Source organism: Pedobacter sp. AK017 (genome assembly GCF_014200825.1).
In the GTDB taxonomy this organism is placed as follows: domain Bacteria; phylum Bacteroidota; class Bacteroidia; order Sphingobacteriales; family Sphingobacteriaceae; genus Pedobacter; species Pedobacter heparinus.
Map to the genome: position 1 here is coordinate 509,684 of NZ_JACHCW010000001.1, position 15,439 is coordinate 525,122.

The following is a 15,439-nucleotide window of genomic DNA, read 5'->3' on the forward strand; positions in this document are numbered from 1 at the left end:
GTTATAGAAAAAAGGATTAATTTTGCTAATATGGATAATAAAAACAGCATACTACTGGTTGATCCGGAATTTGACCCAAATACTGCAGCAAATTGTGATCTGCTGGTAAAAATAACGCCGGATAATTTTTCTTATGCCATCATAGATAAAAGCAGCGATCAGCTCAAAGCCATTTACGATGAGCAGGAATGTAACAATATATCCCAAACCCTGGCTGTCAGGCTAAAAACAGACGTTTATCTAAACCTGACCTTCAAAGAAACAAAAATTGCTGTACATACCGGGAATACAATAGATATCCCCAACGAGCTGTTTGACCCGCAGCAACTGGGGCAGTATACCAAATTCTTTACAGAAGAACAGTCGGCCAACCTGCATACCAGGCCATTCAACACCTTTGGCTTTACTTCCATTTTTACTTTACAGCAATTTACAGAAGAGATTCTGGCTGCCTCGTTAAGCAATTATAAGCTATATGCACAAAATGCACCGATTTTAGCGCTGGCCAGGCCGAACAAGCAAAGTACTTTGCTGCTTGATTTTACTGCTGCAGCCTTTCATGCAGCCTACATTACAGATGAAAAATTAATCTTTCAGCACTACTATCAGACAGAAAATGCTGCAGAATTTAATTACTACCTCCTGCTCATCATCAGTCAGCTCCAGCTCAATACAGCCTATACCGAAGTACAGCTGAGTGGGATCATACATGAAGGGAACAAATACTACCTTTCTATAGAAAAATATTTCAAAATTATCCGGTTCAATTTACCTCCTACAAAAGAAGCAGATCAAAAGATCCTGGATGATATGCCCGCTCATTATTACAGCAGCCTGCTAGCCCTTGATTTATGCGAATAATAGGAGGAAGATTAAAAGGCATCCGTTTCAATGCCCCCGAAAGTTTGCCCGTAAGGCCCACTACAGATATGGCCAAAGAAGCCCTGTTCAATATTCTATACAACACTTACGATTTTGAGAACTGCAATGTGCTCGACCTGTTTTGCGGAACAGGCAATATCAGTATAGAGTTTGCCTCGAGGGGGATAAAACAGGTTACTGCGGTAGATAAGCATTCGGGATGTGTGTATTGGGTAAAATCTATTATAGAAAAACATAAGCTACAGGAAATAGAGGTACAAAAAGCAGATGTTTTTAAATTTCTTGAACAGCCACAGCAGGCTTACCAGATCATCTTTGCAGATCCTCCTTACAACATCCCGGGCATTCCGCTAATTCCCGGGCTGGTAATGAAAAACAACCTGCTTACCGACAATGGGTTGTTAATTGTAGAACACCCCTCTTTGCTAAAACTCAATGACCAGCCAGGCTATACAGAAACCCGGCGTTACGGCAATTCCTCATTTAGTTTTTTTGAAAAAACGTATTAATCCATTTCATTATGAAGATCGCACTTTTTCCCGGTTCTTTTGACCCCATTACCATCGCCCATGTCGATATCCTAAAGCGTGCCCTACCTTTATTTGATAAAATTGTGGTTGGCATAGGCTTAAACAGCTCCAAACAGAGTTTCTTGTCTGCACAAAAACGTGAAGAAATTGTAAAAACAGTATTTGAAGGCATCCCTGCAGTAGATGTACAGCTGTACGAAGGCTTAACTGTTGATTTCTGCAAAAAAATAAATGCCAGGTACATGGTGAGGGGTATACGTTCTGTCGGTGATTTTGAGTATGAAAGGGCCATAGCCCAGATCAACCAGACCATGATGCCCGAAATGGAAACCATCTTTATTTTAAGCAAACCTGAATATTCTGCCATCAGCTCTACCATTGTACGCGATATTTTACGCAACCATGGCGATGTGAGCAAGTTTTTACCTCAGGAAGCCATTTCGCATTTATAAAACACGCTGTTCTAAAAGCTCACCGGCTTCCAGTACGTCCATAATAGAAGGATAAGTATTTGCTATTATGGGCTTAAGCTCATCTTTGCCCAGCCAGCAGGCCTTTGTAATGCCCTCTTCTTTTTGGGGGATCAGTTTAGGTTCGCCCTTAACGGTCATACTATACCAGTTCGTCTTTTTAAGTACTATTTTAGTGCCCATGGTATATACATGATAAGTTTTACAGAGCTTATCCCCATTGGTATAAATTTTCACCCCGCATTCCTCCTCCACTTCTCTTAAGGCTGCTTCCTTCATTTTCTCGCCCTTCTCTACTTTTCCCTTGGGCAGGTCCCATCTTTTATTCCTGAAAATAAAAAGATGCCTGCCTTTGGCACTGGCTACCAGTCCACCAGCTGCTTTAATGATCGTGCAGCTTTTTTTTATGCTTTTAAACAATGCCTGCGGGTCCTTATCTATCAATAAATAGGATTTGCCCGACACCGTACTTAACCTTTTATAAAAGGAGGGAAAATAAAAACCCTCAACCTCCAGCTGTTCAATCTCAGTAATCAGTTCGGGTGCAGTTGCAGTAATATATAAAGTGTTGTCGTTAATGTAAATCCTATATTTTTTCATGATGTTACCTTCATTTTCCTAAGCCCTTAGTTTCAGTATTTTTTGTTTTTACAGCCGAAATCATCCTGAACAAAATGCAAAAACAGCGATGAAAAACAAATTTTAAAAGTACAGAATTAAAGCATAAAAAATAATTATTGTGTAATTAAAGATATCTGCGCATCATTTTTATTTCTTTTAAGCCCCGGAGCCTGTCCAGTGCCTTATTTTTAGAACGGCGGATTGTTTCAGTACTTAATCCAAGTAAAGTACTGATGTCGTCATTTTGCAATGGCCTGTTGTTACCCATACCATAAGCAAGAAAAAGAATGCTCCGTTCGCGCGGACTAAGGATGTCCATCATGCGTTGCACATCCTTCTCAAGTGATTCCCGTTCCAGACTGGCATCCGGTGCCGGACCTTTGTCGTACTGAACAATACAAGGAATCAGCACGCCATCCTGACCTTCAGTTGGTGCATCCAATGAGACCTGGCTACCTGAAATATACAGATAATCATAAACTACCTCTTCAGCAGTCTTCATAAATCCGGCAAGTTCTTCCCTGCAGGGTATCCGTTGAAGCTCCTGCTCCAGTTTTATTTCTGATCTCTTTACCTGCCGTATCCCGCTGATCTGGCTCATGGGCAGGTGTACCATTCGTTTACTGGTGTTCATTCCCTGCAGGATAGATTGTCGGATCCACCATACAGCATAAGAAATAAATTTGAAACCTCTTTTTTCATCAAAACGTTCTGCAGCCTTGATCAGGCCAATGTTTCCATCCGAAATCAGGTCGGCCAGCGACAGGTCCGGACTTTCATATTTTTTAGCTACTGTAACCACAAAACGCAGGTTACTGCTAACCAGCCTTTGCAGTGCATCCCAGTCTCCTTCTTTAATCCTCTTTCCCAGGACAATTTCTTCCTCTGCATCCAGCAAGGGGTATTTTGAAATTTCCTGCAGGTAGCGGGCCAGGGAATCCTGGCTCCTGTTGGTAATTGATCTTTCAATCCTGATTTCCTTCATAATGAACTCGTACCTTTATGTGAAGCTTCCGGCAAAGTTCATCAGACGAATTGAAAAAGTCTAGTAATCTAATAATTACAGCTCATTTCACTAAAAAAACAGCAAAAAACAAAATAAAATTTTAAAGCAATGGTCTGAGAACCAGCCATACCAAATTTAATAATACAGTTAATTCCAGCAGGCAGACTTAGGGAACGGGCCGATTGGTCGGCCGCAGGAGTATAGCAACAAATAAATTCTTTATCAAACTTATAATCAATGAAATACAAAAAAACACCTGATCCTGCCAAATTAATTAACGATATTTGCCGGCATAGGTAATAATTAAATTAAACGAGCATTTTCTGTAATTCTCTATCCCGGACTAAATACATAGTTCGCGGTAGGGTTCGCACAAATGTAAAGAATTCCGTATTTTTGAACCATGTATAATAAAAGTGATATTGAATTAAAGGTAGCTGAATTTTTATTACAAATAAAAGCAATAAAGTTACAGCCGGCTAACCCGTTTACATGGGCATCTGGTTGGAAATCCCCAATTTACTGTGACAACAGGGTCACGCTTTCCCATCCCTCCGTTAGGACCTACATCAGACAAAAGCTTTCCCAGTTGATACAGGAAGAGTTTGGCTCTGTAGACCTGATTGCAGGTGTAGCCACGGCAGGTATCCCACAGGGTGCATTGGTAGCCCAGGAACTCGGTTTACCATTTGCTTATGTAAGGGCTAAAGCAAAAGAACACGGTACAGGAAGCCTTATAGAAGGCGAGATTGTAGAAGGACAACGGGTAGTGGTGATAGAAGACCTGATCTCGACAGGAAAAAGCAGCTTACAGGCTGTTGAAGCTTTAAGAAAAGCAGGCTTATCAGTAGCCGGACTGGTTGCCATATTTACTTATGGTTTTGACCAGGCTGACGAAAACTTTGCAGCAGCAAAATGCCGTTATGCTACACTTTCCAACTACAACACTTTAATCGAATACGCAGCAGAACATAGCTTTATTGCTCAGAAAGATGTAGATCTTTTAACAAAATGGCGCAGGAACCCTGCTGAATGGGGAAAAGAATTAGAAGAATTAAATAACAGCTAATGACAGTTATTGAAAGTACGACAGAGTTAAATTTACCTGTAGAAAAGGTATATGCATTTTTGGCAGACCTGAACAATCATCAGCAATTGATGCCTGAAAATATCTATAACTGGTCTTCCACAGCAGATGAAGCCAGTTTTACCATACAAAACATGGCCAAACTGTCCATAAAAATTTCCAACCGCATAGAGAATAAGGAACTGGTTGCCATTCCTGTTGAAAAAGCACCCTTTGATGTAGAGTTAAAGTGGACAGTGGCCGACAATGGAAAGGGTGGCACCATAGCCAAGCATATTATATCGGCCGACCTGAACATGATGATGAAAATGCTGGCTGCAGGCCCTTTAAAAAAGCTGGCCGATCATCAGACAGAAAGGCTAGCAGAAGTATTAAAATAACTGCATTTAAAACAAAAAAAGCGCTGGCATTTTACCGGCGCTTTTTTTATGCATCAGGTATGCAGCTGATGTTATAACAATTGCATCAGCGCTTCCCTTGAAAAGCCTTTTAATTCGCTAAGGCGTTCGTCCCTTATTTTCTGTACCCAGTTTGGATCTGCCAGCAATGGCCGGCCAACAGCAACCAGGTCAAAATCGCCCCTATCCATTCTTCTCATCAGCTCTTCCAATGAACTTGGCTCAGAACTTTCTCCTTTAAAGGCTGCCAGAAACTCGCCCGACAAACCCACAGAACCAACAGTGATGGTTGCTTTTCCAGTTATTTTCTTGGCCCAGCCTGCAAAGTTCAGATCCGACCCTTCAAACTCAGGTTCCCAGAAGCGTCGCTGCGAACAATGAAAGATGTCTACACCAGCCTCAACAAGGGGTTCCAACCAGGACTCCATTTCCTTAGGCGTTTTAGCCAGCTTAAAAGTATAATCGGCTGGCTTCCATTGAGATAATCGCAAAATAATGGTAAAATCCTCGCCTACCTGTCTTCTCACTTCTTTAATTACTTCTACACCAAACCTGGTACGCTCGGCCAGGGTTTGGCCCCCGTAATTATCGCTCCGGTTATTGGTGCCTTCCCAAAAAAACTGGTCTATCAGATAGCCATGTGCACCATGTACCTCCACGCAATCAAAACCCAGTCTCTTTGCTTCAGCTGCAGCTTTTCCATAAGCTTTAACAGCCGCATCAATATCGTCATGTGTCATCGCCACACCATTCGAAAAACCAGGTCTGTTCAAATCAGATGGCCCTTCAAAAGGTGCGGAAGGTAACCATCCCGAATGATGGTTATCCATAATCCCCATGTGCCAGATCTGGGGTCCCATACTTCCTCCGGCATGGTGCACGCTATGGATCACTTCCTTCCATCCGGCCAATGCTTTAGTACCATAAAAATGAGGGACATTAGGGTCATTTGACGAAGAAACACGGTCTATAACCGTTCCTTCCGACAGGATTAAGCCCACTTCGCCTGCCGCCCTTCTGGAATAATAGGCAGCAACATCTGCTGTTGGCACACCAGCAGGTGAAAAAGAACGTGTCATTGGTGCCATTACAATCCTGTTTTTTATGTTCAATGATTTCAGACTAAAAGGCCTGAATAGATTTGCAGTACTCATATGATATTGTAATTAATTATTAAATTTCAGATTGGATGATATCGCTCAACCGGGCAAAAGCCGCTTCATTTCTTTTGTAGTAAGTCCACTGCCCCAGCCTGGTCGACTCCAGTAAACCTGATTTCTGGAGCATAGACAAATATTCTGAAACGGTAGACTGTGTTAAACCTGCCTTTTGCTGTATCTGACCCACACAAACTCCTACACTTTCAAAATCGGCATGTTCCTGTTCCGGAAAATATTTTTCAGGTTCCTTAAGCCATTGCAAAATTTGCAGCCTGGTCTTATTAGATAATGCTTTAAAGACTTCGAGCTGATCCATGGCACAAAGATATATCGACTTTTCCCGATATTCCTATTAATTTAAAATAGATGACAATATGCTGATGAAAATAAATATTGTATATTAAGGGCCAATGAAAACTTTTTTTACAGCCCTGTTTTTTCTGCTCGCCTGCTGTGCTGCTGCACAAAATAAACTGTCCGGAAAAACAAACTTCCCGGCCCATCCCAGGTTGCTCCTGCTTGCCGGAGAAGAAGAAAACATTAAAAAAACCATTAAAAATGACGTTCTGCTGCAAAACGTACACCATGGCATACTGGCCAAATGCGATCAGTTTTTAAAGGATCCGCCGGTAGAAAGGATCAAAATCGGAAGACGCTTACTTGATAAATCAAGAACCTGCCTGCAAAGGGTTTTCTATCTTTCTTATGCATGGAGAATGACCCATCAGCAAAAATACCTGCAGAGGGCCGAGAAGGAAATGCTGGCCGCAGCTGCTTTTGAAGACTGGAACCCCGACCATTTCCTGGATGTGGCAGAGATGACCCTGGCATTGGCCATTGGGTACGACTGGCTTTACCAGGAACTGCCCGAAAGCTCCAGAATAGCTATAAAAACAGCCATCATCACCAAAGGGCTTCAGCCGTCGATGCTAAATGGCAGCAATATGTTCTGGCTTAAAGCTGCACACAACTGGAACCAGGTATGCAATGCCGGACTTTCATTTGGTGCAATCGCTGTTTATGAAGAACAACCTGAACTTGCCCAAACGATCATTAACCGCGCCATCAATACCATTGAACTCCCTATGAAGATCTATGAACCCGACGGGGCCTATCCCGAAGGTTATGGTTACTGGAATTATGGGACAACTTTTAACGTACTGCTGATCAGTGCCTTTCAAAAAGCCCTTGCAACCGATTTCGGGCTTTCAGAACAACCAGGCTTTTTAAAGACCGCAGGCTTTCTTTTAAACATGACCGGACCAACCGGCCAGCCTTTCAATTACTTTGATTCCGGCACTGGCGAAGAAATTAACCCGGCAATGTTCTGGTTTGCAGCAAAACTAAAGGATCCTTCGCTCTTGTTTACTGAAAGGACTTACCTGGCTAAACAAGTTAAACATCTTACTGACGACCGCCTCCTGCCTGCCCTGCTGATCTGGAGCAGTGGTATCCAGCTGAATAAAATCCCGGCTCCGAAGAAAACGATGTGGACAGGAAAAGGCAGTAACCCAGTAGCGATGATGCGCAGTTCATGGACAGATCCCAATGCCCTGTATATTGGCATGAAAGGTGGCTCCCCTTCTGTTAACCACGGCCACATGGATGTAGGCTCTTTTGTAATGGAAGCAGATGGGGTAAGATGGGCCAGCGATTTTGGTATGCAGGGTTATGAATCTTTAGAAGCTAAAGGGATCGACCTATGGAATATGAAACAAAACTCCCAACGCTGGCAGGTACTGAGGTACAATAACCTGTACCACAACACACTCAGCTTTAACAACGAATTCCAAGATGTGGATGGTTACGCCCCTATTGTCAGTTATTCGGACAATCCGGCTTATATGAACACGGTGGTAGACATCAGTTCTGTTTATAAAACACAGCTTTCTAAAGCCATCCGCGGAATTGCCCTTGTTAACAAGCAGTATGTGGTGGTTCGGGATGAACTGGAAGGCGGTGCCAAGGCAACAAAGGTACGCTGGGCTATGCTTACTGCTGCTGATGTAAAAATCATTGGCCCCAACGAGGCCGAGCTGAGTAAAAATGGCAAAAAGCTATATTTAAAAGTACAGGAACCTGTTCATATCCAGCTTAAAACATGGTCTACCGCCCCAACAACAGCTTATGATGCACCCAATCCGGGCACGGTAATGCTTGGCTTTGAAACCACTTTACCGGAAAAATCACCAGCCGTACTTACGGTATTGTTAATCCCTCAGGCTCAGAAAAAAAATAGCATACAAAAAACGAAATCCATAGCACAATGGGAAAAAAAACCATTTCGATAAGCAGCATTTATGCCGATAACTTCATTTTTTTCATGACCAGCAAAAACCCAGCAGCTGTAAGCAACAGTACCAACGTAGTACCGTACCACAGGGTTTCAAATCCATAAGCAGCAGCTATCCTGGTGCCCACAAATGGCGAGAACACATGTGCAGCAGAAAAAGACAAAGCATTAATGCCCATATAGGCGCCCCTGGTTTTTAACGAGGAACGCTGCAGGGTTACGGTAGACATAAAGGGCATGGCCAGAATTTCGGAAATACAAAGCACAAACATAGCTAAGTACAGTACCCAGATACCATTTGTTAAATTGAGGATAAAAAACGACAGGCTGCAAAGCAATACACCCCATACAATAACTGCCCTGGCGGTCATTCTTTTCTCGGCAATGTGTACCAGGAGCATTTCAAACAAAAACACCACCATGCCACTAAAAGCCAGAATAATTCCAATGTCGGCTTCAGTAAGTTTATAAATTGTGCGGTAATACAAAGGCAGGGTGCTCAGCAGCTGAAAGAAACAAATTGCATATATACAGCTCAGCATACTGAAAGCGATAAAAAGCCCGTCGTTATACGGAGAACGGCTTGTGCCAGGATCAACAGTAAAACTCTCCTGGACAACCGCTTTCTTTTCATTTCCCTTACGGTTGCGGAAGTAAATAAAGAACAATAAAGCCGATAAAAACGCCGCAACAGCATTTCCGTAAAATAAAAAGGTATACGATACTGCAGCCAGAAAGCCCCCAAGGGCGGGACCTATAGAAAAACCAAGGTTTACCGCCATCCGGTTTAAAGAAAAAGAACGGATAATGTTATCCGGCCTCGAATAATAAGCAATAGAAACCGAGTTTGCAGGCCTGAAGGTCTCTGATATAATGCTGAGTATAAACACACCAATGGCCAGCTTTAAAACAGTATTCAGTTCGGGCAACAGAAAAAACATGGGCACAGTCAGGATCAGGCTAAACAGCTGGACTTTAAAATGACCCACTTTATCTGTTAACCAGCCACCTAAAAAAGAGCCTGATACAGCGCCAATACCAAAACAGCTTAGTACAGTGCCCGTATCTTCTATGCTAAAATTTAAGTGGTTTACCATATAAACCCCTAAGAAGGGAATGACCATTGCTCCGCTCCTGTTGATCAGCATCACCAATGCCAGCATCCATGCCGGGGTAGAGAGCCCTCTGTAGGCCTCTAAGTACAATCTAAAAAACTCTTTCATCTTCTTTTAATATAAGGCAAGCGCAGCGCGCAGTATCTGCCCGATCTTTTCCACGGGCAAGTCCCTTTCAGGCGCTATCAATAATATTTTCATCCTTGCCCGTTTTTCCTGTAACAGGTCCGGATGTGCAATCCTGTTCCCTTCTACAATTCCGATATAAGGCTGACGATATTTCTTATGGATCCAAAGGTAACACAACATCTTTCCCTTAAAGTAAAAGAAGGGGAGTTTATATTTCCACTCTGCTGTAATGTGTTCGTCCTGCTTTAAAATGCAATCTCTTAAAGCCATTAAGCAGCCCCTTAAGGGTTCTTGCTGATTTAAATAGAAACTTTCGAGAGGGGTTAACATAGGATATAGAAATAGAAAAACAAATATATCCATAAAAAATGCATACTGCAAATGCAGCCCGTGATGCTAAATACAATGAAACCGAAAGACAAGTTTTTTAGGACATTAAAAAATATTAATCTTAACAAGACATTTTTTCCGATTAAAACAATCTACATCAGTAATTTCGTCATTTAAAAACAAAAATTACCGACAAAATTTCAGTTCTTAAACAAAAAAACAAGATGGCATCTGCTTTGTTTATTTGTTGATATGAATTTCAACAACTTTACCATAAAAGCTCAGGAAGCAATTCAACAGGCTTCTGAAATAGCCACTGGCAATCAGCAGCAGGCTATTGAAACAGCGCACATCCTGAAGGGTTTGCTTACTGTTGACGAAAATGTAGTTTCTTATGTACTAAAGAAACTAAATGTAAACCTAAATGTGCTGAACCAGCAACTGGACGCACAGATTGAAAAATTTCCGAAAGTTACAGGCAGCAGCCCTTACCTAACGTCGGGCAGTAATTCCGCTTTGCAAAAAGCAAATTCTTACCTGAAAGAGTTTAAAGATGAATTTGTTTCTGTAGAGCATGTATTACTTGGCCTGCTTTCGGTAAATGACGATACCGCAAAACACCTGAAAGATCAGGGGGTTACTGAAAAAGACCTTAAAAAAGCGATTATCGCTTTGCGGGGCGACAACCATGTAACGGGACAAAATGCCGAGGCAACTTACAATGCCCTTAATAAATATGCAAGAAATTTAAATGAATATGCAGAATCCGGAAAACTGGACCCTGTTATTGGCCGGGATGAAGAGATCAGACGCGTAATCCAGATCTTATCCAGACGTACAAAAAACAATCCGATCCTGATCGGTGAGCCTGGTGTGGGTAAAACAGCCATTGCCGAGGGTATCGCTTTCAGGATCATCAAAGGTGATGTGCCTACCAACCTGAAAACTAAAACAGTTTATTCGCTGGATATGGGCGCCTTGATAGCCGGTGCAAAGTATAAAGGAGAATTTGAGGAAAGACTGAAAGCAGTAGTAAAAGAGGTTACACAGAGTGATGGCGATATCATTTTGTTTATTGATGAGATCCATACTCTGGTTGGTGCCGGTGGTGGCGAAGGTGCAATGGATGCGGCAAACATTTTAAAACCTGCCCTTGCCCGCGGTGAGCTCCGTGCCATTGGTGCAACAACTTTGGATGAATACCAGAAATACCTGGAAAAGGATAAAGCCCTGGAGCGCCGTTTCCAAAAGGTGATGGTAGATGAGCCGGATACTCAGGATGCCATCTCTATTTTGCGTGGGTTAAAAGAACGCTATGAGACCCACCATAAGGTGCGGATTAAAGATGAGGCCATTATTGCCGCTGTAGAAATGTCGCAACGGTATATTGCCGACCGGTTCTTACCGGATAAAGCCATCGATCTGATGGATGAGGCAGCGTCTAAACTGCGTCTGGAAATGGATAGCGTGCCGGAGAAAGTGGATGAACTGAACCGTAAAATTATGCAGCTGGAAATTGAACGTGAAGCGATCAAGCGGGAAAATGATACCAGGAAGGTGAAATCACTGGCTGAAGAAATTGCCAACCTTTCGGCTGAAAGGGATGAAATTAAAGCCAAATGGCAGGGCGAGAAAGACCTGGTAGATAACATCAACAATGAGATTGAACAGATCGAAAACTATAAGCTGGAAGCCGATCAGGCTGAACGCGCAGGCGATTACGGAAAGGTTGCCGAAATCCGCTACGGCAAAATAAAAGAGGCACAGGACAAAGTTGAAAAACTAAAAGTACAGCTGGAAAGTCAGCAAACCGAAGGCCGCATGCTGAAAGAAGAAGTTACTGCTGACGACATTGCAGGTGTGGTAGGCAGGTGGACCGGTATTCCGGTAACCAAACTGGTTTCCAGTGAGCGTGAAAAGTTGCTGAATCTGGAAACGGAACTGCACAAACGTGTAGCAGGACAGCATGAAGCTATTGAAGCGATATCTGATGCCATCCGCCGCTCCCGTGCCGGCCTGCAGGATAAAAGAAAACCCATTGGTTCATTCATATTCCTGGGCACTACAGGTGTAGGTAAAACCGAGCTGGCAAAGGCATTGGCAGAATTCCTGTTCAACGACGAAAATGCCATGACCCGTATTGACATGAGCGAATATCAGGAACGCCATGCAGTTTCACGCTTAATTGGTGCGCCTCCAGGCTATGTGGGTTATGATGAAGGGGGGCAGCTGACTGAAGCCGTACGCCGCAAACCTTATTCGGTGGTATTGCTGGACGAGATTGAAAAGGCACATCCTGATGTATTCAACATTTTATTGCAGGTTTTGGACGATGGCAGGTTAACGGATAATAAAGGCCGCGTGGTGAACTTTAAAAATACTATTATCATCATGACCTCTAATATTGGTTCACACCTGATCCAGGATAATTTTAAATCGCTGAATGATGAAAACAGGGACGAGGTAATTGCCAAAACTAAAAATGAACTGTTTGAACTGTTAAAGCAAACCATCAGGCCCGAATTTTTAAACAGGATTGATGAACTGATCATGTTTACCCCACTTAACCGCAATGAGCTGAGGGACATTGTAAACCTGCAGTTTAAACAGGTACAGGATACCCTTTCAGAAATGGGAATAGAAATAGAGGCTTCAACGGAGGCATTGGACTGGCTGGCAGAATTGGGTTACGACCCGCAGTTTGGTGCCCGTCCGTTAAAACGTGTGATCCAGAAACGCATTTTAAATGAGCTTTCCAAAGAAATACTTGCCGGAAAAGTGGATAAAGAAAGTAAGATCAAACTGGATATGTTTGATCACAAATTTGTATTTCTTAATAATAAATAATATTTACCCTTCTTTTTAATGCTTTAATTAATTTTAAAAGCCTTAATGATCAATCATTAAGGCTTTTTTTTCTGAAATTACATTTGAGAGCCGATACAATCTTTAATAAAAGCAAAAAAACCCGGAAAACACCTCCATTCTTAAACAGTTTTTCTTAAAAAATGATTTTGTTTAAGTTTTAACAAGATTTAATAAATAAAAAATGATTTAATCAAGAACAATTTAACGCGATGATTGTTGATAGAGCAGTAAAGATTCTTTTAACAATATGAAAATCGCTTATATATCTACTTATCCGCCACGCGAATGTGGCATTGCTACGTTTAACCACAACCTGCTCAGGGCCATTGGTTATGATAAGACTGCCGTTTCTGAGGACAGTTACGTGGTGGCCATGAATGATTCCGAGAATTTGGACCAGTATGAATACCCCAGGGAAGTAAAGTACCAGATCAGGCAGGAAAATCAAAAAGATTATATCAGGGCAGCTGATTATATCAATACAAGTTTAGTGGATGCCTGTATTATGGAGCATGAATTTGGCATTTACGGTGGTGAAAACGGGGTTTATATCCTTCCACTCATTGCAAGACTGCAAAAACCACTGGTTACCATTTTGCATACCATATTAAAAGACCCGAGCTATATGCAGCTCACCATTATCAGGGAAATCGCCAAACATTCTTCCCGGATAGTTGTGATGAGCCATAGGGCAGTTGGTTTTTTAACCAGTATATATGGCATCCCTTTTAGTAAGATACAGCTGATAGAACATGGTGTACCTGACCTGGAGGCAAAAACGGATAATCCTGTAAAACTGTCCCTGCCCTTTAAAAATAAAAAAGTATTGTTCACTTTTGGTCTGATCAGCAGGAATAAGGGCCTGGAAACCGTAATTGAGGCCTTACCACAAATAGTGGCCAAAAATCCCGACGTCATGTATGTGGTACTGGGCACTACACATCCTGGCGTAATCAGGAATTCAGGAGAGGAATATCGCGACAGCCTTAAAAAACTGGCCAGAAAGCTCAATGTGGAAGACAACCTTACTTTTATCAACAAGTTTGTATCGGAAGAGCAGTTGTTTGAGTATTTAACTGCCTGTGATATGTACATTACCCCCTATTTAAATGAGGCCCAGATTACCAGCGGCACACTTTCTTATGCGGTTGGTGCAGGAGCTGCAGTAATTTCTACCCCTTACTGGCATGCCCAGGAATTACTGGCAGATAACAGGGGGCGTTTATTCGATTTTAAAGATGCGGATGCGCTGGCAGCTATTGTAAATGAGCTGTTTGAAGACGGGGAAAAATTAAACCAGCTGAAAGCAAATGCCTATGAATACGGACTTCATTTGCGCTGGCCAAGTACAGGACAGGTATTTGTGGACGTACTGGAAGAGGCCATCTCTAAATCGCTGGCCGAAAAAGACAATACCGGTAAACAGATTATAGATCCTGATGCGATGCCCTCCTTCAGTCTGGCCCACATTCAGCGACTCACAGACGATACTGGTATTGTACAGCATGCTAAATATGGGATTCCTAACCTCAAAGAGGGCTATTGCCTGGACGACAATGCCAGGGCTTTAATAATGGCCATTTTAGCTTATCAGCAAAATAAGAGCAAAGTAGCATTAGAACTGTTACCGGTTTATTTAAGCTATATCCAGTACATGCAACGTGATGATGGCAATTTCAGGAATTTTTTGAGCTTTACACGTGATTACCTGGACGAGATTGGCTCTGAAGATTCCTTTGGCCGCACCATTTGGGCGCTGGGGTACCTGATCCACAATGCCCCGAACAATTCTTACAGGGAATTCGCAAGAGAGCTTTTCAATAAATCTGTCCCCCATTTTAAAAACTTGGGCCATTTAAGGGGCATAGGAAATACCATGATCGGCCTGTCAAATTACTTGAAAGCACATCCCGGCGATGAGCACATCAGGGAGCAGTTTGATTTACTGGCTGAGCCCCTGAAAGCTGCTTACAGGGAGAATAAAAAGGGGCACTGGCATTGGTTTGAGGACAAGATGACCTACGATAATGCCATTTTACCCCTGGCACTGTTGTCTTATTACCAGACCACTAAAGATAAAGAAGCCCTGGACATCGCTCTGGAAAGTATGGAATACCTGAGCCAGAAGACCCTAATATATGGTTATTTAAACCCGGTGGGCAATGATGGCTGGCTGTATAGGGAAGGCAATTCAATGGCCTTATATGATCAGCAGGCAATTGAAACCATGGCCATGGTACTGATGTATTTTAAAGCTTATGAAATTACGCACGACCTGACCTATATTAAACAGATGTACCTCTGTTACCAGTGGTTTCTGGGCGAAAACAGTTTACACCTTCCTTTATTTGACCATGAAACAAAGGGTTGTGGCGATGGCCTTCAACCACATGGTGTAAACCGCAATCAGGGTGCAGAAAGTACACTGGCTTATTGGATTTCGCACCTGGTAGTACTGAAAGCGCTTGAATATGAATACATTCAGAGCAGCGACCTGACAACTGTACAAAAACAGATACTCAGCTAAATTCATTAAAACAATTTATACCT

General features: G+C 42.5%; 14 protein-coding genes. 8 read left to right on the top strand and 6 right to left on the bottom strand.

Annotation, left to right across the window (positions count from 1 at the left end):
- The first annotated feature begins 30 nt into the window (after nt 1-30).
- From HDC92_RS02295 to coaD, 3 genes are read left to right on the top strand one after another with little or no spacing between them, the layout of a single operon-like run.
- Complete coding sequence (locus tag HDC92_RS02295; protein WP_183872038.1) at nt 31-861, top strand: DUF3822 family protein; 831 nt, start codon at nt 31-33, stop codon at nt 859-861.
- Nucleotides 852-1,391: an RsmD family RNA methyltransferase gene (locus tag HDC92_RS02300; protein ID WP_183872040.1), complete on the top strand. Its 540-nt coding sequence runs from the start codon at nt 852-854 to the stop codon at nt 1,389-1,391. The genes HDC92_RS02295 and HDC92_RS02300 overlap by 10 nt, the downstream gene beginning before the upstream one ends.
- Before the next feature lie 11 nt (nt 1,392-1,402).
- A complete protein-coding gene (gene coaD / locus HDC92_RS02305; protein WP_012781624.1) occupies nt 1,403-1,864 on the top strand; it encodes a pantetheine-phosphate adenylyltransferase in 462 nt (153 codons plus the stop codon).
- Here the strand turns inward: coaD and HDC92_RS02310 are convergent.
- Both HDC92_RS02310 and HDC92_RS02315 read right to left on the bottom strand, forming a co-directional pair.
- Nucleotides 1,859-2,482, bottom strand: coding sequence for an NUDIX hydrolase (locus HDC92_RS02310; RefSeq protein WP_183872042.1), 624 nt, complete (start codon nt 2,480-2,482; stop codon nt 1,859-1,861). The two genes, coaD and HDC92_RS02310, sit on opposite strands and share 6 nt — an antisense overlap.
- Before the next feature lie 145 nt (nt 2,483-2,627).
- Nucleotides 2,628-3,488 (bottom strand): RNA polymerase sigma factor RpoD/SigA, encoded by an 861-nt coding sequence (locus HDC92_RS02315; RefSeq protein ID WP_012781622.1) that lies wholly within the window; start codon nt 3,486-3,488, stop codon nt 2,628-2,630.
- 424 nt (nt 3,489-3,912) lie between these two features.
- Here HDC92_RS02315 and pyrE point away from each other — a divergent pair, with 424 nt between their 5' ends.
- Nucleotides 3,913-4,578 (top strand): orotate phosphoribosyltransferase, encoded by a 666-nt coding sequence (pyrE, locus tag HDC92_RS02320; RefSeq protein ID WP_012781621.1) that lies wholly within the window; start codon nt 3,913-3,915, stop codon nt 4,576-4,578.
- Nucleotides 4,578-4,976, top strand: a complete 399-nt coding sequence (locus tag HDC92_RS02325) for an SRPBCC family protein (RefSeq protein WP_012781620.1) — start codon at nt 4,578-4,580, stop codon at nt 4,974-4,976. The genes pyrE and HDC92_RS02325 overlap by 1 nt, the downstream gene beginning before the upstream one ends.
- Before the next feature lie 71 nt (nt 4,977-5,047).
- On the opposite strand, the gene HDC92_RS02330 is transcribed toward HDC92_RS02325, so the two are convergent.
- Together HDC92_RS02330 and HDC92_RS02335 are read right to left on the bottom strand one after the other, a co-directional pair.
- Entirely contained in the window at nt 5,048-6,148 is a 1,101-nt protein-coding gene (locus HDC92_RS02330) for an NADH:flavin oxidoreductase (RefSeq protein ID WP_183872044.1), read from the bottom strand.
- Nucleotides 6,149-6,167: 19 nt separating this feature from the next.
- Nucleotides 6,168-6,470, bottom strand: coding sequence for an ArsR/SmtB family transcription factor (locus HDC92_RS02335; protein WP_183872046.1), 303 nt, complete (start codon nt 6,468-6,470; stop codon nt 6,168-6,170).
- A gap of 94 nt (nt 6,471-6,564) precedes the next feature.
- Between HDC92_RS02335 and HDC92_RS02340 the strand changes: the two genes are divergently transcribed.
- Nucleotides 6,565-8,445 (top strand): heparinase II/III family protein, encoded by a 1,881-nt coding sequence (locus HDC92_RS02340; RefSeq protein WP_183872048.1) that lies wholly within the window; start codon nt 6,565-6,567, stop codon nt 8,443-8,445.
- Between the two features lie 7 nt (nt 8,446-8,452).
- Here HDC92_RS02340 and HDC92_RS02345 read toward each other — a convergent pair whose 3' ends face one another.
- Nucleotides 8,453-9,670: an MFS transporter gene (locus tag HDC92_RS02345; RefSeq protein WP_183872050.1), complete on the bottom strand. Its 1,218-nt coding sequence runs from the start codon at nt 9,668-9,670 to the stop codon at nt 8,453-8,455.
- 6 nt (nt 9,671-9,676) lie between these two features.
- Nucleotides 9,677-9,961 carry a DUF1801 domain-containing protein gene (locus HDC92_RS02350; RefSeq protein WP_255484358.1) on the bottom strand — a complete coding sequence of 95 codons (285 nt, stop codon included), beginning with the start codon at nt 9,959-9,961 and terminating at the stop codon, nt 9,677-9,679.
- Between the two features lie 312 nt (nt 9,962-10,273).
- Between HDC92_RS02350 and clpB the strand changes: the two genes are divergently transcribed.
- The gene (clpB, locus tag HDC92_RS02355) at nt 10,274-12,868 is read left to right on the top strand and encodes an ATP-dependent chaperone ClpB (RefSeq protein ID WP_012781614.1); all 2,595 of its coding nucleotides are present in this window, start codon (nt 10,274-10,276) and stop codon (nt 12,866-12,868) included.
- 268 nt (nt 12,869-13,136) lie between these two features.
- Entirely contained in the window at nt 13,137-15,416 is a 2,280-nt protein-coding gene (locus HDC92_RS02360; protein ID WP_183872054.1) for a glycosyltransferase family 4 protein, read from the top strand.
- Nucleotides 15,417-15,439 lie beyond the last annotated feature (23 nt).

Excerpts from the sequence above, each read along its gene's own strand:
- HDC92_RS02295 (WP_183872038.1), top strand. The coding sequence starts at position 31 with ATGGATAATAAAAACAGCATACTACTGGTTGATCCGGAATTTGACCCA.
- HDC92_RS02300 (WP_183872040.1), top strand. The coding sequence starts at position 852 with ATGCGAATAATAGGAGGAAGATTAAAAGGCATCCGTTTCAATGCCCCC.
- coaD (WP_012781624.1), top strand. The coding sequence starts at position 1,403 with ATGAAGATCGCACTTTTTCCCGGTTCTTTTGACCCCATTACCATCGCC.
- HDC92_RS02310 (WP_183872042.1), bottom strand. The coding sequence starts at position 2,482 with ATGAAAAAATATAGGATTTACATTAACGACAACACTTTATATATTACT.
- HDC92_RS02315 (WP_012781622.1), bottom strand. The coding sequence starts at position 3,488 with ATGAAGGAAATCAGGATTGAAAGATCAATTACCAACAGGAGCCAGGAT.
- pyrE (WP_012781621.1), top strand. The coding sequence starts at position 3,913 with ATGTATAATAAAAGTGATATTGAATTAAAGGTAGCTGAATTTTTATTA.
- HDC92_RS02325 (WP_012781620.1), top strand. The coding sequence starts at position 4,578 with ATGACAGTTATTGAAAGTACGACAGAGTTAAATTTACCTGTAGAAAAG.
- HDC92_RS02330 (WP_183872044.1), bottom strand. The coding sequence starts at position 6,148 with ATGAGTACTGCAAATCTATTCAGGCCTTTTAGTCTGAAATCATTGAAC.
- HDC92_RS02335 (WP_183872046.1), bottom strand. The coding sequence starts at position 6,470 with ATGGATCAGCTCGAAGTCTTTAAAGCATTATCTAATAAGACCAGGCTG.
- HDC92_RS02340 (WP_183872048.1), top strand. The coding sequence starts at position 6,565 with ATGAAAACTTTTTTTACAGCCCTGTTTTTTCTGCTCGCCTGCTGTGCT.
- HDC92_RS02345 (WP_183872050.1), bottom strand. The coding sequence starts at position 9,670 with ATGAAAGAGTTTTTTAGATTGTACTTAGAGGCCTACAGAGGGCTCTCT.
- HDC92_RS02350 (WP_255484358.1), bottom strand. The coding sequence starts at position 9,961 with ATGGCTTTAAGAGATTGCATTTTAAAGCAGGACGAACACATTACAGCA.
- clpB (WP_012781614.1), top strand. The coding sequence starts at position 10,274 with ATGAATTTCAACAACTTTACCATAAAAGCTCAGGAAGCAATTCAACAG.
- HDC92_RS02360 (WP_183872054.1), top strand. The coding sequence starts at position 13,137 with ATGAAAATCGCTTATATATCTACTTATCCGCCACGCGAATGTGGCATT.